The organism is Peptostreptococcus anaerobius VPI 4330 = DSM 2949 (assembly GCF_000381525.1).
GTDB classification, from domain to species: Bacteria; Bacillota; Clostridia; order Peptostreptococcales; family Peptostreptococcaceae; genus Peptostreptococcus; species Peptostreptococcus anaerobius.
The window spans coordinates 1-24,032 of the sequence record NZ_KB906634.1; the positions used below are offsets into that span (position 1 = coordinate 1).

Below are 24,032 nucleotides of genomic sequence, written 5' to 3' on the forward strand. Positions count from 1 at the left end.
TAGATATGCAGATGACTGTATAATAACCGTTGCAAGCAGTGCAGCTGCAAATAGAGTGATGCATACGGTCACATCGTGGATAGAGAGGAAGTTAAGCCTTAAGGTAAATGCTACTAAATCCAAAGTCACAAAACCAACGAGGCTCAAGTACCTAGGATTTGGCTTTGTGAAAATGAATGGAAAATGGGAAGCCAGACCACATAAAGATTCGATAAATAGGTTTAAGAGGAAACTCAAGAAACTAACATATCGTTCGTGGTCAGTATCTATGGACTACAGGATACAAAGACTAAATCAGGTGATAAGAGGGTGGATAAACTATTTTAGGATAGGTAAAATGAAGAAAAATATGACAAAAATAGACGAACATCTTCGAAACCGTATGAGAATAGTCATCTGGAAACAGTGGAAAACCAGTGAGAAAAGGATGTGGGGGTTAAAGAAACTTGGCGTACCCGAATGGATGGCAAGACAATCTGTAGGATTTGCAGACCATTATCAGGCGGTAGCAAAAACAGCCGGACTTCGCAGGATAACAAAAGAAATCCTCGCAAAGCGAGGACTCATTAGTTGTTTAGATTATTACATGAATTGAACCGCCGTATGCCGAACGGCACGCTCCGTGGTGTGAGAGGGAGTAGGAAGTTCTCCCTACTCGATTGTATGAATTTTTTAGGAACTTGTCCTATATTTATTTAATTTTATTTGCAACCCATCCAACTAACAAACTGCCACCAATAATATTACCTATAGTTATAAAGAATAGGGCATATGCAGCCTGTCCAATACCTATGCTTGTTATTGACTTAGACATTATTGCTATAGCGAACACAGTCATATCTGCTATACTATGTTCGAAACCACTAGTCATAAAGGCATAAATACACATTATGATTATTATAAGTTTTGCAGCATCATTTTTTGTCCTATTACATGTTAAAATAGCAAGACACACTAGGAAGTTACAGAAGATTCCTCTTGTAACAAGTTCCAGTGGACTAAGACTCACCTTTGCAAGTGCAGCCGCTGAGTAGAAATCCTGAATAGGTCCCTTGATTAGGCCAGTTCCTATAAATACTCCCGAAAGAATTATAGATCCTATTAAATTTCCAACCCAAGACCTAAGCCAAACTGAAGACAATTGGCTTGTAGTAACGCTTCTATTTAATCTGCCTATAGTCATTATCATATTATTGCCTGTAAATAACTCCGTACCTAAAAATATAACCAGTGACAAGGCTACGGAAAATGAAAGTGCGGGAAGTAGCTTTGCCCCTGGGCTATGTGCAGATGTTAAAATAGCACCCACTGTAAATGATACCAGGACACCCAGTCCTATTAACGCACCAGCAAAAACAGATGATACCCAATATTTTGAGGGATTTTTCTTTATTATTTTAACTTTTTGACTTGCTGCCTGTGATAGTATTTCTATCGTCTCGTTCATTATTAGATCCTTTCTTTACATACAAACTATCTTTTAATTTTTGATAAAAAAAGTAGAATACAAGGCTAAATAGGATCAGTATAACCAATATAAAAACTGCAGAGTGAAAAAAGAATTCTTCTGGCAAGATGCTTATTATTGGGTCATATGTGCTATCAAATAACCAATAGTCATTTCTAAAGAATATCTTGTGAAAAACCTCAAAACTCTTATAAAAGTTAAGGGCAAAAGGTATACTCAGCAAGACGGGGACAAGAAATATATTTACTGAAACTAGCTTGAAATATTCGTATTTTTCCTTCTTTATCGTGTAAATTATACCATAAATTGATGTAAATAAAAAGAGAAAGTTAATTTTTATAAGATTTTGCAGCAGTTTTTTTACATCCTTGAAATGAGTGATACCATTGTTGGATGATGGTAGGTCAGGCAGGTTGAAATTAGTATTTATAGGGCTTAAACAGTAGTCTACAACGTAGTTATAATTCCTTGCTATGAGTTCTTTTGAATAGCCCGTCACCCTGACCAGGTCAAGATGGTCTATATCAAAATAGTAAAGTGGTTTGAAAGAAAATACGAACAATACACTTGTAAGTATTATAAATATAGGAATTGAGTGTACTGTTAGCACACTCAATTTATCTAGGAATGTTTTTTTATTTTTTTTATAGTTTATAATTTTATTCATAGTTACCTCATTCCTTAAATAATATAATTACAGATTATTACAGTTTGTCCAGTACAAAAATATTATTATTTTTTTCTAGCATTTTATTTGTCTCCATATCTTTATCTTCAGTCCATATTATAGACTAAATGCCTTATAAATGCTATACTTTATTAGGTGATATATGATTATTTTTTTGTATTTTATAGAAAAATAAGATAAAATTAATTATTTGTCTACTTAGTATTGGAGGACATGAATTGAAGTTAATAGTAGGAACGAGAGGGAGTAAACTAGCGGTCACTCAAACTAAGATAGTGGTTGACGCTATAAAGAGTAATTTTGAGAATATTGACGTAGATATAAAGATAATATCTACTAGGGGGGACCGTATTTTAGATAAGAGCCTAGACAAGATAGGCGACAAGGGGATATTTACCCAAGAAATAGAGAGACAATTGATAGATGGTGAGATAGATTTTGCTATACATAGTTTAAAGGATATGCCAAGCGAGCTAGGAGAGGGATTGGTACTTACAAAGACCATTCAAAGAGAAGATCCTAGAGACCTCTTGATACTCAACAGCAAGTTTAAAAAGATTGACGACCCAATAAAGTGGCTTAAAGAAAATGATGGTATGAGAATAGGTACGGGCAGTAAGAGAAGAAGTGCCCAGCTACTAAAGATTAACCCTAATTTAAATATAGACCTTATAAGGGGTAATATAGATACTAGACTAGAAAAGATGGAAAAAGAGTCTTATGATGCAATAATACTTGCTGCAGCTGGTGTAAATAGGCTCAAGATGGACTGGATAAATTCATATGTCTTAGATGAGGATAGCATGATACCAGCAGTAGGGCAGGGAGCCTTGGCAATTGAGATAAAAGAAGGAAATCAAGAGCTTATGAATATATTTGAAGCTATATCTGATGATATTGTAAATGTATGTGTAGAGGCAGAAAGAACGTATTTGGCGGCTATAAATGGAGGGTGTCATATGCCGGTTGGTGCCTTGGCTCAAGTAAATGAAGGTAAACTCTGTTTAAAGGGTATTTATGGTAGTGAGGATTGTAAATTTATAGTAAGCTCAAGCCTAGAGGGACCTTTAGAGGATGCTCAAAGGATTGGGAGAGAACTAGCTGATAAGATATTAAGAGAATTTGAGGAAAAGAAGAGGTAATAAATGGCTAAGGTATATATAGTCGGGGCAGGACCTGGAGATAAGGGACTGATAAGTGTTAAGGGCATGGATGCTATTAAGAAGGCTGATGCAATAGTATATGATAGGTTGGTTGATGAAAATATCCTCCTTTATGCTAAAGATGGATGTCAGATGATATATGTCGGCAAGCAACCGCACAAGCATACTATGAAACAAGAAGAGATAAACCAAGTTCTTGTAGAGCTTGGTCAAAAAAATATGGATGTAGTCAGGTTAAAGGGTGGAGATCCCTATGTATTTGGAAGAGGGTCAGAGGAGATAGAGGCCCTAGTTGATGCTGGAGTGGACTTTGAACTTGTCCCAGGCGTTACCTCCGCCATAGGTGGACTTGCGTACGCTGGCATACCTGTTACAAGTAGAAATATGTCATCGGCCTTTCACGTTATAACTGGAAACGGTAAAAACTCTACAGATGTAGATGTTGACTGGGAACTACTTGCAAGAGCTAAGGGGACACTTATCTTCTTGATGGGAGTAGCCAATATATCAACTATAGTTGACAGGCTAGTGTCTAATGGCAAGGCTCCAAATACACCGGCAGCCTTTGTATCATGGGCTACATGGTACGACCAAAAGACCTATGTTACTGATTTAAGATCAGCTGTAGAAACAGTAGAAAAAGAAGCTATAAAGGCACCATCAATATTTGTTGTAGGTGATGTTGTAAATTTAAGGGAAAAACTCTCATATATAGAGGATAGACCCCTACATTCAAAGACAATAGCCTTGACTAGGGATACAAGGCAAGCCCTAAAGTGGCTACCAAAGATAGAAGAAAGAGGGGCAAGAACCCTAATTCTACCAAGTATAAAGATTGAGCCTAGTCACGTGGACCTATATCCTGACGCCGAAAAACCTATATTTGCTGGATATGATTGCCTAACATTTACAAGTCCAAATGGCGTTAAGTATTTTATGCAGGCAATGAAGGACTCATACTTGGATATCAGGAGCCTAGCAAGTATTAAGATAGCCTGTCTGGGACATGGTACCCTAGATGAACTCATGTCTTATGGTGTCCAGCCCGATATTTTGACATTTGAGTCGAATGGTGGATCTCTTTCAGAAGCCATAGCTGGTTACTACGAACATATGTTATTGACAGGCGAAACTAGGAGAACTGCCAAGAAGATAAAAAAAGTTATTTTGGCAGGGTCTAACTTGTCGGGTGAAAATCTTAAGGAAGGCCTAAAAAAACATCGTATAAAATTAGATCTTTTAGAAGTATATACAAATAAGCCAAACGTAGACCAATATCCAATTATTAAGGATAAGATAGGTAGTACAAGGATAGATTATATGGTCTTTGCCAGTCCTTCTAGCTTTTATTCTATCAGTGATTTAGTAAAAGAAGATAAGGACGGTAGCCTAGGTCAAAGACTGTCAGATATAAAGTCAGTAGCTATTGGTAAAACTACAGCAAGAGCTATGCTTGATATGGGATATGAGCCGACTATAGTATCAGACGAACCAAGCATAGATAGGATTCTTGACCTTATAGAAGAAGATATAAACAAGGAGGATAAGTAGTGTTTTACCCATTGATGATTGACATTGAAGATATGAATATAATAATTGTAGGAGGAGGTAAGATAGCCTATAGAAAGGCATCCTATCTCAGAAACTACAATAAAAAGGCTAGGGTCATAGCCAAAAAATTCCACGACAATTTTTACCAAGATAGCTATGAATATGACCTGTCTTCTAAGGAGTTTGAATTTAAGGATCTAGATGGTGTTGATATGGTATATGCAGCAACTGACGACAAGGACTTAAATAGCCAGATAACAGAATACTGTAGGGAGAAGAAGATTTTGGTTAATAATTTAGATACTTCTCGCAGGTCCAGTTTTATTAATACGGGGAACTTTGTAAAAGAAGTAGATGGTATGGATGTAATTGTGTCAGTATCTACTTTTGGCAAGGACTGCAGTCTGACCAAGAAGGTTAGAAATAAGATCCAAGACCTATTATAAGACTAGTTCAATAACAAAAGTGAGGTCTTGATTATTTAAAAGACTAGCGATAATAGAAAGGCTATTATAAAGATAAATTCGTAGTAATATATTAGTGATTAATGCCACTACTAATTTGAAAGAGAGGCGATAAGATAGATGAATTTAGATGGATTAAATCCTGCTCAGAGGCAGGCTGTCGAGAGGACAGAGGGTCCAGTGCTTATACTTGCAGGTGCAGGATCAGGTAAGACCAAGGTACTGACAACAAGGATATCTTACCTAGTTGAAGATAAAAATATAAATCCTAGCAATATACTTGCCATAACATTTACCAACAAGGCTGCCAATGAGATGAGGGAGAGAGTCGAGTCCATAATTGGGGAAGAATCTAGGGATATGTGGATATCTACCTTCCACTCATGCTGCGTAAGGATATTGAGAAAAGATATAAATAAGATAGGCTACAACAGGTCATTTGTAATATATGACTCAACAGACCAGTTGACCCTGATAAAGGAGTGCATAAAGGCACTTGACTTAAACGACAAGAAGTTTGAACCTAGAGCCTTGATAGCTGAAATATCATCTGCCAAGGACAAGCTTATGGATCCAAAAGAGTATGCAAGGTATGTGAGTGGGGACTTTTGGTTGGATACTGTGGCCCAAGTCTATGCCCTATACCAGGAGAGACTGATGAGAAATGGAGCCTTAGACTTTGATGACTTGATATTTAAGACTGTGGAGTTACTAAAATCCAATGAAGATGTGCTAAACTTCTACAGGGCAAGATTCAGATATATAATGGTCGATGAGTACCAGGATACATCAAAGGCCCAGTACGAGCTAGTCAAGTTGCTCGCTATGGGACACCAGAATATATGTGTAGTTGGTGATGATGACCAGTCTATATATGGTTGGAGAGGGGCCGATATCAGGAATATTCTAGAGTTTGAAAAAGATTATAACAAGGTATTTGTAGTCAAGCTAGAGCAGAACTATAGGTCTACCCAGGTAATCTTGGACACAGCCAACCACCTCATAGCCAACAATATTGAAAGAAAGAAAAAAAGATTGTGGTCAGATAAAAAAGATGGTGAGTTAGTCAAGGTTAAATGCCTAAGAAATGAGGTCGAAGAGGCTAACTATGTGGTAAACGAGATATATGAAAATGCCTCAAGAACAAACAGGCCTTATAGTGACTATGCAGTCTTATACAGGGCCAATGCCCAGGCAAGAGCTATAGAAGATGCCCTTAATAGGTTCCAGATACCATACAATATCTATGGAGGAACCAAGTTCTACGAGAGAAAAGAAATCAAGGACCTACTAGCCTACATAAGGGTAATAGTAAACCCTCAGGATGATATATCTGTAAAGAGGATTATAAATATACCTAGAAGAGGGATCGGACTTAAGACTATAGAAAAACTAGAAGACAGGGCCAGTATGATGAAGGAGAGCCTGTATTCAGTGCTGCTTGATGTAGACAATAACTCAGATATTTCTACCAAGGCCAAAAAAGGTATCAATGAGTTCGTAGACCTCATAGGTATATTTAGGTCTCTTGCTGAGTCATATAGTCCTAGCAAGATGGTAGAGAAGATTCTTGAGATGACTGGCTACACACTTGAGCTAGAAGAAATAGTCAAAAAGAATGAAAAAATGGAAAACGGCAAGGCCCAAGAAGCCCAGGACAGGATAGACAACTTGATGGAGTTTATATCTATTGCCATAGAATATGAACAATCAGATGTATTTATGGAGGAGGCTAAAAACCTACAGAACTTCCTTGCCAATATATCACTTGCATCGGATACAGAAGGTGAAGAGGAGGAGTTTGTAGAGAAGGTGTCACTTATGACTCTACACTCTTCTAAGGGGCTGGAGTTCCCGGTTGTTTTTATGATAGGTATGGAAGAGAAGATATTCCCTATAGCGAGGGCCATATCCACTATGGAAGAGTCGAGCATAGAAGAAGAACGTAGATTGTGTTATGTAGGTATCACAAGGGCTATGAGAGAATTATATATGACCCAAGCGGCAAGTAGGACCCTATATGGTAAGACCAATGTAAACCTAAAGTCGAGGTTTTTAAAGGAGTTGCCAGAAGAAACGGTCAAAGAGCTAGACCCACCAAAGGCATCACCATCATATGCAGGTGCAGACTATAGCCTACTGCAGAATTATGCAGACAAGTACAAAAAGACTATGAACATAGATAGGGCCAAGCAGATTGGGGCTAGAATAAAGTCTAGTAAGATTCAAGAACCTCTAGACAGGGTGAGGGATATAACTAAGGACGAGCCTGAGATAAAGAAGGGCGAAGGGTCAGGATATGATTCTTATGATTCAGAGTCAATACCAAAGGTCAAAAAGGGGTCGGTTATCAACCATCCTAGATTTGGAGAAGGTGCTGTTATATCTAAGGCAGGAGCAGAGGTTGTAGTAGCATTTAATAAGAAGGGTATCAAAAAGCTAAACCTAGAATATACAAATGTTGAAGTTATAAAATATTAAAAAATGTTGATATGCAAGTGGGGGCAGGATCCTCACTTGTATTTGTAAGGAGGACATATGATAAAAGAGAACAGCATAGGCCTAGCCCAGGACCTAGTAGACTTTATTAATGCTAGTCCAAGCATGTATAGTGCAGTAGCAGATATGGAAAGAATTCTCAAGGACAATGATTTTAAAGAATTGGACCTGAAAAAAAGACTGGATATAGGAGACAAGGGCAAGTACTATATTAAAATTGGTTCGTCATCAATAGTAGCATTTAATATTAAATCAAAGGACATAGAAGATAAGGGATTTAGGATAGTCGGTAGTCATTCAGACTCACCTTGTTTTAGAATCAAGGCAAACCCTGAAATGAAGCAGGGTAATGTCCTAAAGTTAAATACAGAACCCTATGGTGGCATGATTGTATCTACTTGGTTTGATAGGCCCCTTTCAATTGCTGGTAGGGTATTTGTCAAAAATAATGAAGATATATTCAGACCAAGTGAGCATATAATAAATTTTGATCAGCCTCTAGTAATAATCCCAAACCTAGCAATCCATATGAACAGGACTATCAATGAAGGTTATGCCTACAACAAGCAGGTTGACCTTATACCAATGGTTCTAGATGACTTTGCTGGAGGAGGAGAACTTAAAAAAGACTTCGATAAGGATTATTTACTCAACTTAATAAAGGACCACTTGGAAAACACTTGTGGCCTAGATTATATAGCAAAAGAAGATATACTAGACTATGACCTCTACCTATATGAGTACGAAAAAGGGAGTCTAGTCGGCAAAAACAAGGACTATATATCTTGTGGTAGGTTGGACAATCTAGCTAGTGCCCATGCAAGTATTATGGCATTGATAGACCAAGAAGATGGAGGCTATGATGGCATTACTATGGCCTGTGTATTCAACAATGAAGAAGTTGGGTCCATGTCAAAAGAGGGAGCAGATTCTTCTAGCCTAGTAAATATACTGGAGAGGATATCTATAGCTATGGGTAAGACAAAAGAAGAATTTCTTATGGCTCTAGAAAACTCATTTATGGTATCTGCAGACCTTGCCCATGCAGTTCATCCCAACAAGCCAGAACAAGCAGATCCTACAAATGGACCGGTGTTCGGCGGTGGAGTTGCTATAAAGATCCATGCAGGAAAGGCCTATGCATCAGATGCACACTCAGTATCCGTATTTAGGACTATATGTGATAGCCAAAACATAAAGAACCAGTACTTTATGAACAGGTCAGACAAGAGAAGTGGGTCCACAATAGGGTCTATTATGTCGAGCCATATGTCCATGCCGATTGTCGATGTTGGTATTCCTATATTGGCCATGCATTCAATAAGAGAGCTTGCAAATACAGAGGACTATATGGACTACTATAGGGCTATTTATTATTTTTATAGTATTTAGTGTTTCATCATCAAGAAAAAATCCTGTACTTGCAGATTTATATGCAAGAATGGATTTTATGGAATGAAGTAAAAAACACCCATTAGCTTATACAAAAAGAGGAGCGTGGTTATATTCTTTGAGTCAGGCACGACAAAGAATATAACCACGCTCCCCTAAAAAATTCAAACTAATTAATACTTAACAGGTTCAGGATATTCAACACCAAAAGTATCAACAGTTACCTTTTTCATTCTCTGTTCTTCCTTTGGCTTGTCACCAAAACCAGTCTTTGTATCTGCTATAGCATCTACAACATCCATTCCTTCGATTACCCTACCAAAACTAGCATATTGTCCATCTAGGTGTGGAGAGTTTTTGTGCATTACGAAGAACTGTGAACCAGCTGAGTTAGGGTTCATTGTTCTGGCCATTGATAGGACACCTCTTTCGTGTCTTAGGGCATTTGCAAATCCATTGCCTGTAAATTCACCAGCGATTGCATAGCCTGGACCACCCATACCAGTTCCATCTGGGCACCCACCCTGGATCATAAATCCACTGATAACCCTATGGAATATAATTCCATCATAATATCCCTTATTGATAAGAGATATAAAGTTGTTTACAGTGTTTGGTGCTATATTTGGATAAAGTTCAGCCTTTATTATGCCGCCGTTTTCCATTTCTATTGTTACTATTGGATAGTTCTGTTCCATTATTTTCCTCCTAATTTGGTGCTAGACTAGCACTTTTCTACTTCTGGTGTAAGGTTTGGCACTAGCTGCTTCTTTCTAGATACTAGACCCTCAACAAATACACCCTGACTTGCTTCTACATTGAAGGCATTACTGATTACTTCGTCTGGAGACTTGTAGATTAGGTATGAACCTTCCTTGATGATATCAGTTACTGCAAGTAGTAGCATATCATAGTCTGTTGAGTTGATGTAGTTTAAGAAGTCGTCCTTTTTTTCCATTACTGAATCTATGTCTAGAGTCATTACCTGGCCTATACCGACCTTCTTAGAGCCCATTTCAAAAGGTTTAAAGTCCATATTTACTATTTCTTCAACTGTATATCCGTCTAGAGATGTACCAGCCTTGAACATTTCCATACCGTATTCTTCACAGTCAACACCAGCTATTTCAGCAAGGGCCTTACCAGCGTCGATATCAGCCTGAGTAGTTGTAGGTGATCTGAAGATTAGGGTATCAGATAGGATGGCAGATAGCATTAGACCAGCCATAGCCTTTGTTATTTCTACATTGTTTTGCTTGTACATACCGAATAGGATTGTATTTGTACATCCTACTGTCTTAAGTGTCATGTCTAGAGGAGCAGATGTAGTCATTCCTCCTAACTTGTGGTGGTCTACAATTTCAACTATTGTAGCATCTTCAAGTCCATCTACGCTCTGTCCAAATTCATTGTGGTCTACTAGACAACATTTGTCATCACTTCCAACAGATGAAATTAACTCCGGAGCTTCAACACCGAATCTATCTAATACAAATAGGGCTTCCTTTCTCAATTCTCCTAGACAACATGCCTTTGCATCTATACCTAGTTCCTTCTTTAAGTTTGTCATTACAAGAGATGAACAGATTGAATCTGTATCAGGGTTCTTGTGACCGAATACTAATAAACTCATTACTTATTCCCCTTTCAATTTATATATAATTTACAAATAGACATTGCCATACAAGCTAATTATACCAAAAAATAGACTGAATTAATAGACTTATTCTATTTATAGATGGTGTAAAGACTTTCGTTTATGGTGATATTTGCCTAGATATATGATAAAATATATCTAATAAGTTAGGTGGGAGAAATATATGAAAGATAATACAAGTGTAAAAATAAATTACCAGCTAGAGCTAGAAAAAATAATCAAGGAAATTGAGAAAAATGGAGATACTCCTAGTCTACTTCTACATTCATGTTGTGGACCTTGCAGCAGTTATGTTTTAGAGTATCTTTCACAGTATTTTTTGATTACAATATTTTACTACAACCCCAATATATATCCATCAGAGGAATATTGGTACAGGGTAGATGAACAGCAGAAGATCATAGATATCACCAAGGCTAAGAATCCTATAAAAATGGTAACTGGAGCCTATGACGTAGAGAGGTTCTATGAGATGGCTAGGGGCATGGAGGATATGAGAGAGGGTGGACAAAGGTGCCACAAGTGTTATGAGATGAGGTTGAAAGAGGCCGCTATATTTGCCAAGGAAGAAGGCTATGACTACTTTACAACAACCCTATCTATCAGTCCTCACAAAAACTCACAAGTACTAAACCATATAGCCAAGGACTTATCAGACCAGATTGGAGTAAAAAACCTGCCTTCAGACTTTAAAAAGAAGGGTGGTTACAAGAGGTCTTGCGAGATTACTAGGGAATATGGATTTTATAGGCAGGACTACTGCGGGTGTGTATTTTCTAAGAGGGAGATGGAAGAGAGAAACCTATCCAAGGAGAAGAGGCTTTTAAGAGAAAAGATGAAAGAACTAGGAGATAGCCTAGATAGGAACTATATGGACCAGGCTGATGACAGGATTATTGAGAAGATACTAGTATCAAAAGAGTATCAGGATTCCAATATGATATTCACATATTTGGGAGTTGGGAATGAAATTAATACAAGCAAGCTAATAAAAAAAATCCTAGATGATAAGAAGAGGGTCTGTCTACCATATTGTGTGGATGATAGTCAAATGCTTGCTTATGAAATTGAGTCCCTTGATGACCTGACTAAAAACAATTACGGTATACCAGAGCCTGACCCAAACATGTACAAGCTAGTAGAAAAATCTGATATAGACTATGTATTGGTTCCATGCTGTACAGTTGATATGGACGGCAACAGGTTGGGATTTGGAAGGGGTTACTATGATAGGTATCTCAAGGACTACAAGGGCTACAAGGCACTTGCCATTAGGAAAAAACAAATAGCAGACAAGGTTCCAGTAGGCCATAGGGATATTAAGATTGAAAATATTATAAGTGAATAAATTAAGAATTTTATAAGTTAATGGATTGGAAGTATTAGACTTGAAATATTGTAAGTGAATGGATTAAAAATGAATAGATTAAAAATTTTAAAGCAAAACATTATAAGTGAATAGATATTGTAATTTTTATAGGGGGAATAAAATGATAGATATCAGAGATTTTAGTGTTAAATACGCAAGGAAGCTAGCAGTAGATAATATTAACTTGGAAATTAGGGACGGAGAGATATTTGGTCTTATAGGCCATAATGGTGCTGGTAAGTCTACTACCCTAAACAGTATGGTAGGAATTATCGACGATTTTGTAGGTACGATCACTATAAATAACCTAGATAGGAAGAAGGATAGTCTTGAACTCAAAAGGATAATAGGCTATGTGTCTGATTCTCCTGATAAATTTCTGAAGTTACAGGCCAAGACCCTATGGAACTTTATTGCTGATATTTATGGTGTCAGCAGTGAGGAGAGAAAGACGAGACTTGACTATATGCTTGAAAAGTTTTCCCTTAGTGACAACCATCATTTGACTATTGAAGAAATGTCACATGGTATGAGGCAGAAGGTATTTATAATAGCGGCTCTCTTATCTAATCCTCAAATATGGATACTTGATGAGCCTATGACTGGACTAGACCCTCAGTCATCATACAACCTAAAACAGATGATGATTGACCATGCTAAAAAAGGGAATACGGTAGTTTTTTCTACTCATGTTTTAGAGGTTGCTGAGCAATTATGCCACAGGATAGGGATACTAAAAGACGGTCAATTGATATTTGTAGGAAGCCTTGAAGAGCTTAGAAAAATGCATCATGGAGAAAGTTTGGAAAAGATATACCTAGATATAGTGAGGAGTGGTAACTATGAATAGGTTTAAAATGGATCCAAATCTTAAGTGGATGATAAAGATTAACTCTCTAATGGTAAATCCTATTCAATTTGACAGGCTAAATAAGGATGACAAGTGTAAGTTAGACCAGGATAAGTATGTCTTACAAAAAATAATAAGGTCACATATTACAGGCATAATTGTCATGCTGTTGGTATATGGTCTAATTCTAGGCTTTATAGATTTTAAGAGCCTGCCTATTATGTATGATATCATTGTTTTGATATTTATGGCTACGGGCCTACTGCAATCCATAGTATACTTTTACAATGTACTATTTGAGAGCCAAGACTACGATATATATAAGACCTTGCCTGTTAAAGAGTCATATATAGTAATAGCTAAGATCATAAGTGTTGCTCTTGCAAGTTGTTCAGCAGTAGCACCAATACTTGTAGTTTCTATAGCTAGTGCCATCAGAAATGGCAGGGGGCTTATGTCTATTCTGGGGGTTTTGGATTTTATACTTATATTTATGGTGACTATGTTCCTAGGTGCTGGCATTAGTACCCTTATAGGAGGTTTTAATATAAGAAAAAAATGGCGCAATTTGTTCATGAACCTTGTAAATATGGTCAATATAATAATTAATGTTGGTTTTGTACTGTCTATGCAATATATGTTCAGGGATTCAATAATGAAAATGATGAGCTCAAGAGCCAGTGTGTACGGGCCTATATCTAGATTGATGATGTCAAATCTATGGCATATTCTTGCACTGGTTGCTGTGGCCTTACTTTTAATCATTATCTACAAACCCCTTATGAGGAAGCTCCTAAAGAGTATAAAAAATTATAATATAGTAGGGGACAAGGGAACTAATAAGGAGAGGACTACAAAGTATACTAAGGGTAAAAAGCATGTAAATAATAGGTCGGCTTCAATATTGCCAGTGCTTGTAAAGTATAATATATCCAAGTTGATCGACTCATCGATAATAATGCAAAACTTGTTCTCTGTATTTTTGCCGCTGATACTGGTATCATCATCATTTAGCAGTGTATTAAGAGACTTAAACTTTGATCCTAGCGACCTAAGGGCCAACCTGGTATTTGGGCTAATGATATCTGTTGGCATAGGCCTAGTAGCTAGTTGTATACCGTCAAATATATTTTCGATAGTCGTTTCTATAGATAGAGAAGACCACGATTATCTAAAAATACTACCCCTATCAAGAAAGAAGTATTTCTTGTCAAAGTTCTTGGCTGGTATTATCATGCAACTACCATTGATATGTGTAATATTAGGGCTGATTGAGTGGTATGTAGGTATAAGACTATCTATCATACCTATATGTATCATAAGTCTCATACTGGTTGTCCTACCTATATACGGGTCATGGATGCTATATGATATAGAGCATAGGTCAGACAAGTGGCAGAATATAACAGAACTCAACACAAGGTTAGATTCTGCTAGTAGATTCCTTCTTATCTTTTTGGTATTTATTGTATTCTTTGGACTTGTGATGTTGCCCCATACCTTCTATAAGTATATAAGCTATGGGATTTTATTTACTGTATGGTCTATAATACTAGGGCTATTGTATGTATTTTTCTTTATGAAGTACAGGGGGCTTAGAAAAAGATTGAATATATAAACTATACTTGGATATTAATATTAATAAGCAAATAATTGGGGAATATAGAAATAAGTTTACCCAAGTGTTATAATTGATATAAGATTATAGAAGTTTAGGAGATGGTATCGTATGAAGTTAAAAAAGAAAGCGGTTGTTAGTGTAGCTATGTGTCTTTCCCTAATTTTGGTTGGACAGCCAGTATATGGGGAGACTAATAATAATCCTGCAAAGCCAACTACTGATATAGTTTCAAGTCAGACATCAGAGGACAAACAGGGTTCAATAGATGACAAGCAAGAAGCAGGTCAAGATGGTAAAGTTGTTACGGACAAGGTAATTAATAAACTGAATGTGCGTAGAATATCTGGAAAAGATAGGTATGAGACATCAGTAAAGGTATCTGATGAACTACAAAAGATGTCATCGGGCTTATTTTATCATGCTGTTGTAGCTAGTGGGGATTCATTCCCAGATGCTCTGACTGCAGGTACTATGGCAGCGGAATTGGAGATACCATTGTTGCTTACGAAGTCCAATAAGTTGCCAGATTCTGTAAATAAGGCCATGAAAAATTACATAATACAGAACATATATCTTGTAGGTGGTAAAAATTCTATTGTAGACACTATGGAAGCTAGTATAAGAGATACTCTTGCAATCAAAACTAAGAGGTTGGCAGGAGTTGATAGGGTTGACACAGCCTTTGCAGTATACAATGAGATAAACTATTCAAAGAAAATAATAGGCTATGGTAATACGGCAGCAGTTTATAGTGGCAAATCTTATACAGATGCACTAGCTGCAGCACCATATATGTACCAGATGAATAGAGACCAGAAAAAATATATCAAGCCGTTAGTTCCTTATATAAAAGCTCTTAACTACCTAAACATAGATACTATATTCGGTGGGGTGAGTTCTGTAGCTGATACACCAGCTACAAAGCTAGCATCAAGGAGATTTTCGGGATCTAACAGGTACAAAACAGCTATAGAAATAGCCAAGGCTTATAAGGATGTACTTAATAGGGATATAGATACAGTAATATTGGTTAGTGCAGATTCATTCCCAGATGCCCTATCTGCAACACCATTAGCCTGCAAAAAAAATGCAGCCATACTACTTACCAACAAGGATAGGTTGAATAAATATACAGCAGCCTACCTGAAGGAAGCGAATAATATTAAAAATGTTATAATAGTAGGTGGTCAAGGGGCTGTATCAGCTGAAGTAGAAAAACAGCTAGGTGATATTGAAAGATAAATATAGGAGACTAGCTGAGCCATATTTATACGAAACTATTTAATATTAAAATCAAAAAGTTTATTTTAAAATCGGCTTATTATCCTCAAAATAACAATAAAAAAGACCACTGAGTTATGGTGGTCTTTTTGTTATAGTAAAAATTAAGTTGGCTTACTGGTTTATAATGACTTGACAGCAGCTATAGCCTTGTCATAGTCTGGATGATTTGTATTTTCTTTTACGTATTCAACATATCTTACAACATCGTCCTTGTCTATTACAACGATACCTCTGTTGTGTAGTCTGAATTCTTCCATCAAGAATCCATAGTTTATACCGAATGATGCATCCTTGTGGTCTGATACTACTATTGCATTTTCGATTCCCTTAGCTCCACAGAATCTTGCCTGAGCGAATGGAAGGTCCATAGATATAGTTATGATAACTGCATCCTTTAGTTCTGAAGCTTCCTTATTGAATCTGATTGTCTGAAGTTCACAAACACCTGTATCAATTGAAGGTACTACACTTATTAGCTTAATCTTTCCTTCAACATCTTTAAGAGTGAATGGGCTAAGGTCTCCCTTTATAGCTGTAAATTCAGGAGCCTTATCTCCTACCTTTACTTCCTTACCTAAAAGTGTTACTGGGTTTCCAGCAAAAGTTGTTACTGATCTCTTTTCCATTTTATTAATTCCTCCTAATTTATATCGATTTATTTATTCGTCAATTATTTTCTAATATAGATATACCCTAGTTGAAACAAAGTATTCATAAAAATGATGAAATTTGATATAAACTTATGTAAATATAAAACTCCCAAGCTTGTAGGCTCAGGAGTGGGTTTATATTTTTATTTATTTTTTTCAAAATCCTTGTACATAAGTGAAGGCTGTATACCTGTATTGTTTTGATATTTACCGCTCGAATATAGGTCGTACTCACCATGTATATCGTGGTAGTAAATCTGGCAGATTTGAGTGTTAGGGTAGATCCTAATTGGCTGAACACAGAATATCTCAAGCGTCCAGTAGCCTGCAAACCCTATATCTCCAAAACCAGCTGTTACGTGTATAAATAGACCAAGTCTTCCTGTTGATGACCTTCCTTCAAGCATAGGGACAAACTTTTCTGTCTTTGTAAATTCATTTGTCCTTCCTAGATATAGCTTGTTAGGTTCAAGCAATAGACCTTCTTCTGGAATTTCTACCCTCTTTGTTGGATTCGGAATTTTCATATCCAGTTCCTTATGTTCGTATACCAAGAGCTCGTTGCTAAGGGTTAGGTTATACGAATTTGGATTTATCTTAGACTTGTCAAATGGTTCTATTATTATATCGCCAGCAAGGACATTCTTGTGTATTTCTTTGCCCGATAAAATCATGAGATCACCTTCCTTATATATTAAGAGTTTTATCATACATATGTATTTCAACTTATATATGTATTTTAACATAATTTTGATAATTAGTGAGATTATTTTTATCTTGTTGATATATAATTGTTGTTGTCGTTTGTTTATGATTTGTGGTAATATGAGATTATAATTAAAAAAAGAGATAATTTTAAAAAATAGTAAGTATTTTACGAATGATTATATATTATATATGGAGGTAGATATATGAAGTTAAAAAAGACCCTAATCTATAGTATTTTGTTAGCAAGTCTTGTATCATCGTCCTTGATGGTAGGGTGCTCAAATGATGTTAAAACATCAAGCGGTGGGACAAGTAGTTCATCTAAGAATAGTCGATTAGTAAAAGATGGTGTAGATTTTCAAGACCTCAATACAAAAGAGGTAAACGATTCTATAGAAAAATACAGCAAGCAAGTTGGAATTTCAAAGGTTGAAAAGATCAGTATAGACTGGCAGCTTGCGACAGAGAGTTTTACAGAGGACAAGGGTGTGAGCCAGTACCTATTTGCCCAAAAAAAGCTCGATATAGACTCTCCTTATATAATTGCTAGGTTGATGGAGTATATAGCAGGTGCCAAGACTGCAGGTCAAGATGCTCTACTAGGTTTGGACAAATCTGATTCAAAGGGATATATACTTGAACCTAAAGAAAAATTAGATAGTATAAACAAGGACCTAAAAGCTGTAAAAGATGGAAAGTTAAAGGAAAGTAAATTTGAATATGATCGCTTTAGGGGTTATGCTTACTATCCAGATGCCAAAAAGGGAGTTTTTGACGAGTATAGACCTACTATTACCTTGGTGGGTAAGGATGGAAAAAGCTTGGATATAGATTTTAGGTTGGATGCCCTGAAACTATTGATAAACAAGTCTGGAACATCTGACATCAAAAAGATTAGTGATACTGGTATGAATTATTTTGATGGATTACTAGCTTCAAAGAATCTATCAGACCAGATAGGTAAGGATACATACAAGCTACTCAAAGACCACAAGATTGATTTTGATTATTTTATGAGTACAAAGACACTTCAGATGCCTGAAAAATTAAAAGAGCCTACTTACGGAGATAGGTTCAAACTTTATTGGGCAGGGGTAGATACGATCATAAGGTCCAATGGTTTTAAGGATGGTATAGAAAAGTATCTAGGCAAAGAGATAAGCATTGATATATACCATATAAAGCCGATACAGGTACTTGAATACACTAAAGATAAGTCTAAGTCAAGCAGCATAAATTCAGATAATATAGACAAGGATTCTAAAATTAGTGAAGCAGGCAATGACAATTTAAGGCCTAGTGGGGAAGATATATATGACAATGTAGGCAAAGTTATAGTACTAAGGTATAAGGATAAGAATATAGGAGCCTACCTTTGTTCAGAAAAAAACCTATACAACCTAGACCACAAGGGTATAGCCCAGGTGACAGGTGGTACATACGAGCAGTGGTTGGATAAGACTTTTGAGGATGATGCAGATAGGAGAGAGATAGCCAAGTTGGATTCCCATCAATTTATCAAGAAGTATGTAGATATGATGACTGTAAAAGACTTTGACTTAAATGTGTTTGATATACCAGAACTCGATATATATAGTGGTAAGGTAAGTGATAGCCCATCACCTTTAGTATCAGAGTTCAAAAACAACATAATTAGCTCAAGTCTGGTCAGTGCTGAAGATGTTACAGGCCAGGATGACTTTGCACCAGACTTTAAGACTAAACCTAATGATATTGACGTTCGTGTTGTAATAGACTATAAATTCAAGGATGAAACAGTTCTTACAAATGGAGAGAATGAAACTATATTTTCTCTAAGAAAGATAAGTGACACATTGGGTTACAGGATTGTAAGCCAGGGGATATAGTCATTGTAAAATTGAAAATGTGATACTGGATATTGTAAAATTTCATATGTAAATATAAAATAATAAATAGGTAAAAATATAGAAAACGAGGAGGATTTAAATATGTTAGAAGTAGGTATGAAACATAGTGTGGAATTGGTGGTTGATAAGTCAAAGACGGCAGCAGCAGCTGGTAGTGGTGGTCTTGAAGTATTTGGTACTCCATACATGATAGCCCTAATGGAGTGTACTTGTAAGGAGCTAGCTCAGAAAGAGCTTGACGATAGCCAGGGGACTGTAGGTATATCTATATCTACTAACCACAAGGCAGCTACCCCAATGGGCATGAAGGTTACTTGTGAGGCAGAATTAGTAGAGATAGACAGGTCTAGGCTAGTGTTCAATGTTGTTTGCTCAGATGAACTAGATGTCATAGGAGAGGGACAGCACCAGAGATTTATAATAGATAACGAAAAATTCTTAGCAGGTGTCAATGCCAAGATAGACAAGGCTAAAAATAAATAATAGGAAGATTGATTAGGATACTCCATAGGTAGCTTGCTAAATGCCAAACTATTTATGGAGTTTTTTGCAAATGTCACTGAATAATATTCTCTTTTGGAGTTTTTTGTTGCAAATGTCACTGAATAATATTCTCTTTTATAGTATTATAGTATTAAGGAAAGTTGATGCTTATATGGTTGTTATTAAGCAAGGACATATTTTTGTGTTTATACAGCTGTGATTAAGCGAGTGTATATAAAGTACATGGATATAAAAAATATAAGTTAGATAGATAAAATTAGGAGGATAAGATGAATAAGTATTTTTCGGTTAATGATAAAGTATATGATATAGTTGAAAAAAATCCAAAGGCTCTTGAGTTCCTGGTAAATAATGGTTTTGACCAATTTAAGGATCCAAAGGCTCTTGAAATGATGGGTAAGAAGGTAAGCCTATCAATGGCCCTAAAACTAAAGAAGATGAATGTTGACCTGTTTGAAGAGAGGTTGCTAGCATTTTTGGATAGTGACCTATCTAGTATTGACACTACACTAGTTGATTCTGCAAGGACTATAAATCTTGTGAAAAAGAGGGCGGATATAAACATAGAGGGAGTACTACCTTGTCCAATAAGGATTCCTTTGCTGGAAGGTTTCCAGTCTTGGTTAAAGGAAAACAAGGATAGTTTTGACTATACAATAGGCTATGAACTTCAGTCTGCAAATCTTGGTCTTGATTGGATCAAGGACCAGGTAAAGACTGGAGATGTCGATCAGATACCAGATGTATTGATGTCAGCGGGATTTGACCTATTCTTTGATAAGACCTTGATGGGACAGTTTATGGACGATGATGTATTTGAGGCTGCTACAGATGAATTTAACAAGGACTTTGCCAATGAGTATATAGATTTAAGAGACCCTAAGAAGAAATATCTGATTACAGGCGTAGTGCCAGCCGTATTTTTGGTAAACAAGGATCAATTAAATGGTAGGCCTATTCCTAGGACTTGGGCAGATATATTGAGTCCAGAATTTGAAGATTCTGTTGCAGTTCCAATGGGAGACCTTGACCTATTCAATGCCTTGGTAGTTAGTATTTATAAGGATTACGGAATGGAGGGAATATCTAATCTTGCTAGGTCATATATGAAGAACCTACATCCAGCTGAAATGGTAAAGGCCAAGTCTAAATCAAAGGCAAGTCAGCCAGCAGTGAGCATAATACCTTACTTCTTTACACAGATGATACAGGGAGACAAGCAAATTGCTGTGTGGCCAGAAGATGGGGCAGTGATCAGTCCTATATTTATGATGTCAAAGAAGAAGAACAAGGAGAGAGTCCAGCCGGTTGTAGACTTTTTTATGTCTCCAGAGGTTGGCAGGGTATTCTCAGCAAATGGTAAGTTCCCTTCTACAAATAAGGATGTAGATAACGGTTTAGGAAAAGACCAGAAATTCAAGTGGGTAGGTTGGGATTTTATCCATTCTACAGATATAGGTAGTCTATTGGTTGACCTTGAAAAGAAGTTTAATGACGAGATATTAAAGTAGATATTAAAAAGTAGATATTAAAGTAGATAGTAAAGTAGATATTAAAAAAGGAGTTAGTTATGAATCTAGTAGTATTTTCTGGTCCTCCATCTTCAGGAAAGACCAGTGTAATTATAAAGACAATAGAAGCCCTACAATCACGTAATATTAAGGTTGGTGTGGTCAAGTTTGACTGCCTGTATACAGATGATGATATCCTGTATGAGAAGATTGGGATACCTGTAAGAAAGGGTCTATCAGGAGCGCTTTGCCCTGACCACTTCTTCGTATCTAATATAGAAGAAGTGGTAAAATGGGGAGTCGATAATGGCCTAGACCTATTGATAACAGAATCAGCAGGCTTATGTAACAGGTGTTCACCATATATAAAAGAAATCAAGGGTGTATGCGTTATAGACAACCTTTCCGGAATCAATACTCCTAAAAAGATTGGTCCTATGCTAAAGGCAGCGGATATAGTCATAATAACAAAGGGAGATATAGTGTCACAGGCTGAAAGGGAAGTATTCGCATCAAAGGTGAACTCAGTAAACCCAACATCCATTACTATGCACGTAAATGGTCTTACAGGTCAGGGTACTTATGAATTATCTACCCTATTGATGGATGAAGATAAGAATATTGACACAGTAAAGGGTATGAAGCTTAGGTTTCCGATGCCTTCAGCCCTATGCTCATATTGCCTAGGAGAGACTAGGATCGGTGAGGAATTCCAGATGGGTAATGTTAGAAAAATGGATTTAGAAGACAAGTAGGAGGAATAAAGATGAACGAATTAGAAAATAAAAAAATTAGCAGTTTGCTAGAAGAATATCCTTTTGTTGAATCCTACTTTGAGGAAAACAAGCTAGATGTTGCTGGATTTGAGGATATGACATTTAACCAATATCTTGAACACTTTAGTTTTGAGGAGGTAGAGGATCTTGCCCTTGACCTTAACAAGCTGGCTATAGACCTAGTTGAATATATCAAGCAGATGAAGGAATTCTTGGGCATAGAAGACTCAAATGGTGTAGACGTATTGACTATTTTGCCGGGTCAGAATAAGTCAGGTGAGAGGGAGGGCTTTGACAGGTTAGACATTAAAAAGTCTGAGATGATAGCAATTGTTGGACCTACAGGATCTGGTAAGTCTAGGCTATTGGCGGATATAGAATGGACAGCCCAGGATGATACGCCTACAAAGAGGACGATTCTGATTAACGGTGAATATCCAGATAAAAAGTGGAGATTTTCTTCTAATAATAGGTTGGTTGCCCAGTTGTCACAGAATATGAACTTTGTAATGGACCTATCTGTTAAGGAATTCTTGGAACTTCATGCAAGGTCTAGGATGGTAGACGATATAGAATCCGTGGTTGACAAGATACTTATAGAGGCAAACAAGCTAGCGGGAGAACAGTTTAGGGTGGATACGCAGATTACAGCCCTTTCAGGTGGTCAGTCTAGGGCACTTATGATAGCGGATACAGCTATACTATCTTCATCTCCAATAGTGTTAATAGATGAGATTGAAAATGCAGGTATAGACAGGAAAAAGGCCCTAGACCTATTGGTATCTTCAGACAAGATAGTCCTAATGGCGACTCATGATCCGACACTTGCCCTACTAGCAGATAGGCGTATTATAATCAGCAATGGTGGAATAGCAGATATAATAGAGACTAGTCAAACTGAAAAGGGCAAGCTAAAAGAGCTAGAAGAGATGGATCAAAAAATCCAAGAAATGAGAAGAGCCCTTCGTTTCGGTGAAAGATTACAATAATTCGTATATACAAGTATACCAGGCTATATTTTTTGGTAGATATATTTTAAACCTTCTTAATTTATAATTCAACAAGAAAGATAGCTTAGCACTGAGTAGAGATGTGGTAAAAATACTTAGGCAAAAGGCTATCTTTTTTGATGAAACATATTGATAGAATACGTATTTAAACGTATAATAATAATTGTAAGGAGGTGCTAAGGATGTTTGTTACCTATCCGGCTATTTTTTACAAGGCTATAGATTACGAAGGGTATGTGATTGTTTTTCCGGACTTTGAGAACGGAGCAACTCAAGGAGATAATGAAAATGACGCAATGTATATGGCACAAGATTGGCTTGGTTGTGTGCTGTATGATGATTTTTTGAAAAAAAAGAAATTCCCAAAGGCTACCCCAATCGAGGACGTGGTTATAGAAGATGATGAATATAGCATCAAAGAAAAAAGTTTTAAGACATTAGTTGGCATAGATATAGCTGATTATGTTAAAAAAGTTGATACTAAAACAGTGAAAAAGACTCTAACTATACCTAGTTACCTAAATGAGATGGGTAAGGCTAGAGGTGTTAATTTCTCACAAGTGTTACAGGATGCACTAAGACAAGAATTTGATATAGATTAGTTTGAAGGACTCCTAACCAGGGTCCTTTTTTGAGTATGACGGGCATGCCGTCAGTCTGTGGTGAAAGTCCACGTAGGGCGTAGTTGCCGACGAACCTCATAGCAACTTGCAAGGTTATCACCGTGAGGTGATGGCGAGAAGAAGCAATAGCAAAATCGTAGCCTGACGTACAGAAACCTAATATAAAGGCTTACATAAAGGATGAGTGGGCTCAAAGTCACGAAGTCCAAAAGGCAAACGTAACTTATGTAAGTAAATTAGGCAGGTAGACGAGGAAAGACTGACGACTTATCCCGTGAGGTCTCACAGAGGGAAAACCTAGTAACAACGAACTGTGAGAAGTCAGCAGAAGCCATAGTAGTGGAGAAGGTTCTGT

22 protein-coding genes are annotated in these 24,032 nt (G+C 36.8%); 16 read left to right on the plus strand and 6 right to left on the minus strand.

The genetic code is table 11. The features are described from left to right. A partial coding sequence (locus F823_RS11365) for a group II intron maturase-specific domain-containing protein (protein WP_019595585.1) occupies positions 1-595 on the plus strand: 595 nt, incomplete at its 5' end. Between the two features lie 96 nt (positions 596-691). Here the strand turns inward: F823_RS11365 and F823_RS0108120 are convergent. Both F823_RS0108120 and F823_RS0108125 read right to left on the minus strand, forming a co-directional pair. Further along, entirely contained in the window at positions 692-1,447 is a 756-nt protein-coding gene (locus F823_RS0108120; RefSeq protein WP_002845904.1) for a formate/nitrite transporter family protein, read from the minus strand. Beyond that, entirely contained in the window at positions 1,398-2,135 is a 738-nt protein-coding gene (locus F823_RS0108125; RefSeq protein WP_002845905.1) for a TIGR01906 family membrane protein, read from the minus strand. Before F823_RS0108125 ends, F823_RS0108120 begins: the two co-directional genes overlap by 50 nt. Positions 2,136-2,374: 239 nt before the next feature. On the opposite strand from F823_RS0108125, the gene hemC reads away from it, so the two are divergent. The 5 genes from hemC (at position 2,375) to F823_RS0108150 (ending at position 9,225) form a co-directional block, all read left to right on the plus strand. Beyond that, positions 2,375-3,298 (plus strand): hydroxymethylbilane synthase, encoded by a 924-nt coding sequence (gene hemC / locus F823_RS0108130; RefSeq protein ID WP_002845906.1) that lies wholly within the window; start codon positions 2,375-2,377, stop codon positions 3,296-3,298. Positions 3,299-3,301: 3 nt separating this feature from the next. Further along, the gene (gene cobA, locus F823_RS0108135) at positions 3,302-4,870 is read left to right on the plus strand and encodes a uroporphyrinogen-III C-methyltransferase (protein WP_002845907.1); all 1,569 of its coding nucleotides are present in this window, start codon (positions 3,302-3,304) and stop codon (positions 4,868-4,870) included. Beyond that, a complete protein-coding gene (locus tag F823_RS0108140; RefSeq protein ID WP_004167242.1) occupies positions 4,870-5,316 on the plus strand; it encodes a precorrin-2 dehydrogenase/sirohydrochlorin ferrochelatase family protein in 447 nt (148 codons plus the stop codon). The genes cobA and F823_RS0108140 overlap by 1 nt, the downstream gene beginning before the upstream one ends. A gap of 138 nt (positions 5,317-5,454) precedes the next feature. After that, the gene (locus F823_RS0108145) at positions 5,455-7,815 is read left to right on the plus strand and encodes an ATP-dependent helicase (RefSeq protein WP_002845909.1); all 2,361 of its coding nucleotides are present in this window, start codon (positions 5,455-5,457) and stop codon (positions 7,813-7,815) included. Between the two features lie 57 nt (positions 7,816-7,872). After that, positions 7,873-9,225, plus strand: a complete 1,353-nt coding sequence (locus F823_RS0108150; RefSeq protein ID WP_002845910.1) for a M18 family aminopeptidase — start codon at positions 7,873-7,875, stop codon at positions 9,223-9,225. 173 nt (positions 9,226-9,398) lie between these two features. Here F823_RS0108150 and F823_RS0108155 read toward each other — a convergent pair whose 3' ends face one another. Beyond that, positions 9,399-9,923, minus strand: a complete 525-nt coding sequence (locus tag F823_RS0108155) for a peptidylprolyl isomerase (protein ID WP_002845911.1) — start codon at positions 9,921-9,923, stop codon at positions 9,399-9,401. Positions 9,924-9,949: 26 nt separating this feature from the next. Beyond that, complete coding sequence (locus F823_RS0108160) at positions 9,950-10,858, minus strand: manganese-dependent inorganic pyrophosphatase (protein ID WP_002845912.1); 909 nt, start codon at positions 10,856-10,858, stop codon at positions 9,950-9,952. A 187-nt stretch (positions 10,859-11,045) separates the two neighbouring features. Between F823_RS0108160 and F823_RS0108165 the strand changes: the two genes are divergently transcribed. The 4 genes from F823_RS0108165 to F823_RS0108180 all read left to right on the plus strand — a co-directional run bounded on the left by F823_RS0108165 (position 11,046) and on the right by F823_RS0108180 (position 15,964). Next, a complete protein-coding gene (locus F823_RS0108165) occupies positions 11,046-12,230 on the plus strand; it encodes a 5-formyltetrahydrofolate cyclo-ligase (RefSeq protein WP_002845913.1) in 1,185 nt (394 codons plus the stop codon). A gap of 142 nt (positions 12,231-12,372) precedes the next feature. After that, complete coding sequence (locus tag F823_RS0108170) at positions 12,373-13,101, plus strand: ABC transporter ATP-binding protein (RefSeq protein ID WP_002845914.1); 729 nt, start codon at positions 12,373-12,375, stop codon at positions 13,099-13,101. Next, positions 13,094-14,719 (plus strand): hypothetical protein, encoded by a 1,626-nt coding sequence (locus F823_RS0108175; protein ID WP_002845915.1) that lies wholly within the window; start codon positions 13,094-13,096, stop codon positions 14,717-14,719. The genes F823_RS0108170 and F823_RS0108175 overlap by 8 nt, the downstream gene beginning before the upstream one ends. A 111-nt stretch (positions 14,720-14,830) precedes the next feature. Then, positions 14,831-15,964, plus strand: coding sequence for a cell wall-binding repeat-containing protein (locus F823_RS0108180; RefSeq protein WP_019595586.1), 1,134 nt, complete (start codon positions 14,831-14,833; stop codon positions 15,962-15,964). A gap of 161 nt (positions 15,965-16,125) precedes the next feature. Here the strand turns inward: F823_RS0108180 and tpx are convergent, their stop codons facing one another. Then, entirely contained in the window at positions 16,126-16,632 is a 507-nt protein-coding gene (gene tpx / locus F823_RS0108185; protein WP_002845917.1) for a thiol peroxidase, read from the minus strand. 167 nt (positions 16,633-16,799) lie between these two features. Continuing rightward, positions 16,800-17,330, minus strand: a complete 531-nt coding sequence (gene dcd, locus F823_RS0108190; protein WP_019595587.1) for a dCTP deaminase — start codon at positions 17,328-17,330, stop codon at positions 16,800-16,802. Between the two features lie 237 nt (positions 17,331-17,567). Between dcd and F823_RS0108195 the strand changes: the two genes are divergently transcribed. From F823_RS0108195 to F823_RS0108225, 6 genes are all read left to right on the plus strand, one after another. After that, a complete protein-coding gene (locus F823_RS0108195) occupies positions 17,568-19,232 on the plus strand; it encodes a hypothetical protein (RefSeq protein ID WP_019595588.1) in 1,665 nt (554 codons plus the stop codon). Between the two features lie 102 nt (positions 19,233-19,334). Beyond that, complete coding sequence (locus F823_RS0108200) at positions 19,335-19,736, plus strand: thioesterase family protein (protein WP_002845924.1); 402 nt, start codon at positions 19,335-19,337, stop codon at positions 19,734-19,736. Positions 19,737-20,026: 290 nt separating this feature from the next. After that, the gene (locus tag F823_RS0108210) at positions 20,027-21,268 is read left to right on the plus strand and encodes an ABC transporter substrate-binding protein (protein WP_002845927.1); all 1,242 of its coding nucleotides are present in this window, start codon (positions 20,027-20,029) and stop codon (positions 21,266-21,268) included. Between the two features lie 59 nt (positions 21,269-21,327). Further along, positions 21,328-22,023, plus strand: coding sequence for a GTP-binding protein (locus tag F823_RS0108215; RefSeq protein ID WP_002845928.1), 696 nt, complete (start codon positions 21,328-21,330; stop codon positions 22,021-22,023). A gap of 11 nt (positions 22,024-22,034) precedes the next feature. Further along, on the plus strand, positions 22,035-23,033 hold the full coding sequence (locus F823_RS0108220; protein ID WP_002845929.1) for an ATP-binding cassette domain-containing protein: 999 nt from the start codon (positions 22,035-22,037) through the stop codon (positions 23,031-23,033). Between the two features lie 203 nt (positions 23,034-23,236). After that, on the plus strand, positions 23,237-23,656 hold the full coding sequence (locus F823_RS0108225; protein ID WP_002845930.1) for a type II toxin-antitoxin system HicB family antitoxin: 420 nt from the start codon (positions 23,237-23,239) through the stop codon (positions 23,654-23,656). Positions 23,657-24,032 lie beyond the last annotated feature (376 nt).

What these genes read in the sequence shown, in the direction of transcription:
- F823_RS0108120 (WP_002845904.1), bottom strand. Translation starts at nt 1,447, where the DNA reads ATGAACGAGACGATAGAAATACTATCACAGGCAGCAAGTCAAAAAGTT.
- F823_RS0108125 (WP_002845905.1), bottom strand. Translation starts at nt 2,135, where the DNA reads ATGAATAAAATTATAAACTATAAAAAAAATAAAAAAACATTCCTAGAT.
- cobA (WP_002845907.1), top strand. Translation starts at nt 3,302, where the DNA reads ATGGCTAAGGTATATATAGTCGGGGCAGGACCTGGAGATAAGGGACTG.
- F823_RS0108145 (WP_002845909.1), top strand. Translation starts at nt 5,455, where the DNA reads ATGAATTTAGATGGATTAAATCCTGCTCAGAGGCAGGCTGTCGAGAGG.
- F823_RS0108150 (WP_002845910.1), top strand. Translation starts at nt 7,873, where the DNA reads ATGATAAAAGAGAACAGCATAGGCCTAGCCCAGGACCTAGTAGACTTT.
- F823_RS0108155 (WP_002845911.1), bottom strand. Translation starts at nt 9,923, where the DNA reads ATGGAACAGAACTATCCAATAGTAACAATAGAAATGGAAAACGGCGGC.
- F823_RS0108160 (WP_002845912.1), bottom strand. Translation starts at nt 10,858, where the DNA reads ATGAGTTTATTAGTATTCGGTCACAAGAACCCTGATACAGATTCAATC.
- F823_RS0108165 (WP_002845913.1), top strand. Translation starts at nt 11,046, where the DNA reads ATGAAAGATAATACAAGTGTAAAAATAAATTACCAGCTAGAGCTAGAA.
- F823_RS0108170 (WP_002845914.1), top strand. Translation starts at nt 12,373, where the DNA reads ATGATAGATATCAGAGATTTTAGTGTTAAATACGCAAGGAAGCTAGCA.
- F823_RS0108175 (WP_002845915.1), top strand. Translation starts at nt 13,094, where the DNA reads ATGAATAGGTTTAAAATGGATCCAAATCTTAAGTGGATGATAAAGATT.
- F823_RS0108180 (WP_019595586.1), top strand. Translation starts at nt 14,831, where the DNA reads ATGAAGTTAAAAAAGAAAGCGGTTGTTAGTGTAGCTATGTGTCTTTCC.
- tpx (WP_002845917.1), bottom strand. Translation starts at nt 16,632, where the DNA reads ATGGAAAAGAGATCAGTAACAACTTTTGCTGGAAACCCAGTAACACTT.
- dcd (WP_019595587.1), bottom strand. Translation starts at nt 17,330, where the DNA reads ATGATTTTATCGGGCAAAGAAATACACAAGAATGTCCTTGCTGGCGAT.
- F823_RS0108195 (WP_019595588.1), top strand. Translation starts at nt 17,568, where the DNA reads ATGAAGTTAAAAAAGACCCTAATCTATAGTATTTTGTTAGCAAGTCTT.
- F823_RS0108200 (WP_002845924.1), top strand. Translation starts at nt 19,335, where the DNA reads ATGTTAGAAGTAGGTATGAAACATAGTGTGGAATTGGTGGTTGATAAG.
- F823_RS0108210 (WP_002845927.1), top strand. Translation starts at nt 20,027, where the DNA reads ATGAATAAGTATTTTTCGGTTAATGATAAAGTATATGATATAGTTGAA.
- F823_RS0108215 (WP_002845928.1), top strand. Translation starts at nt 21,328, where the DNA reads ATGAATCTAGTAGTATTTTCTGGTCCTCCATCTTCAGGAAAGACCAGT.
- F823_RS0108220 (WP_002845929.1), top strand. Translation starts at nt 22,035, where the DNA reads ATGAACGAATTAGAAAATAAAAAAATTAGCAGTTTGCTAGAAGAATAT.
- F823_RS0108225 (WP_002845930.1), top strand. Translation starts at nt 23,237, where the DNA reads ATGTTTGTTACCTATCCGGCTATTTTTTACAAGGCTATAGATTACGAA.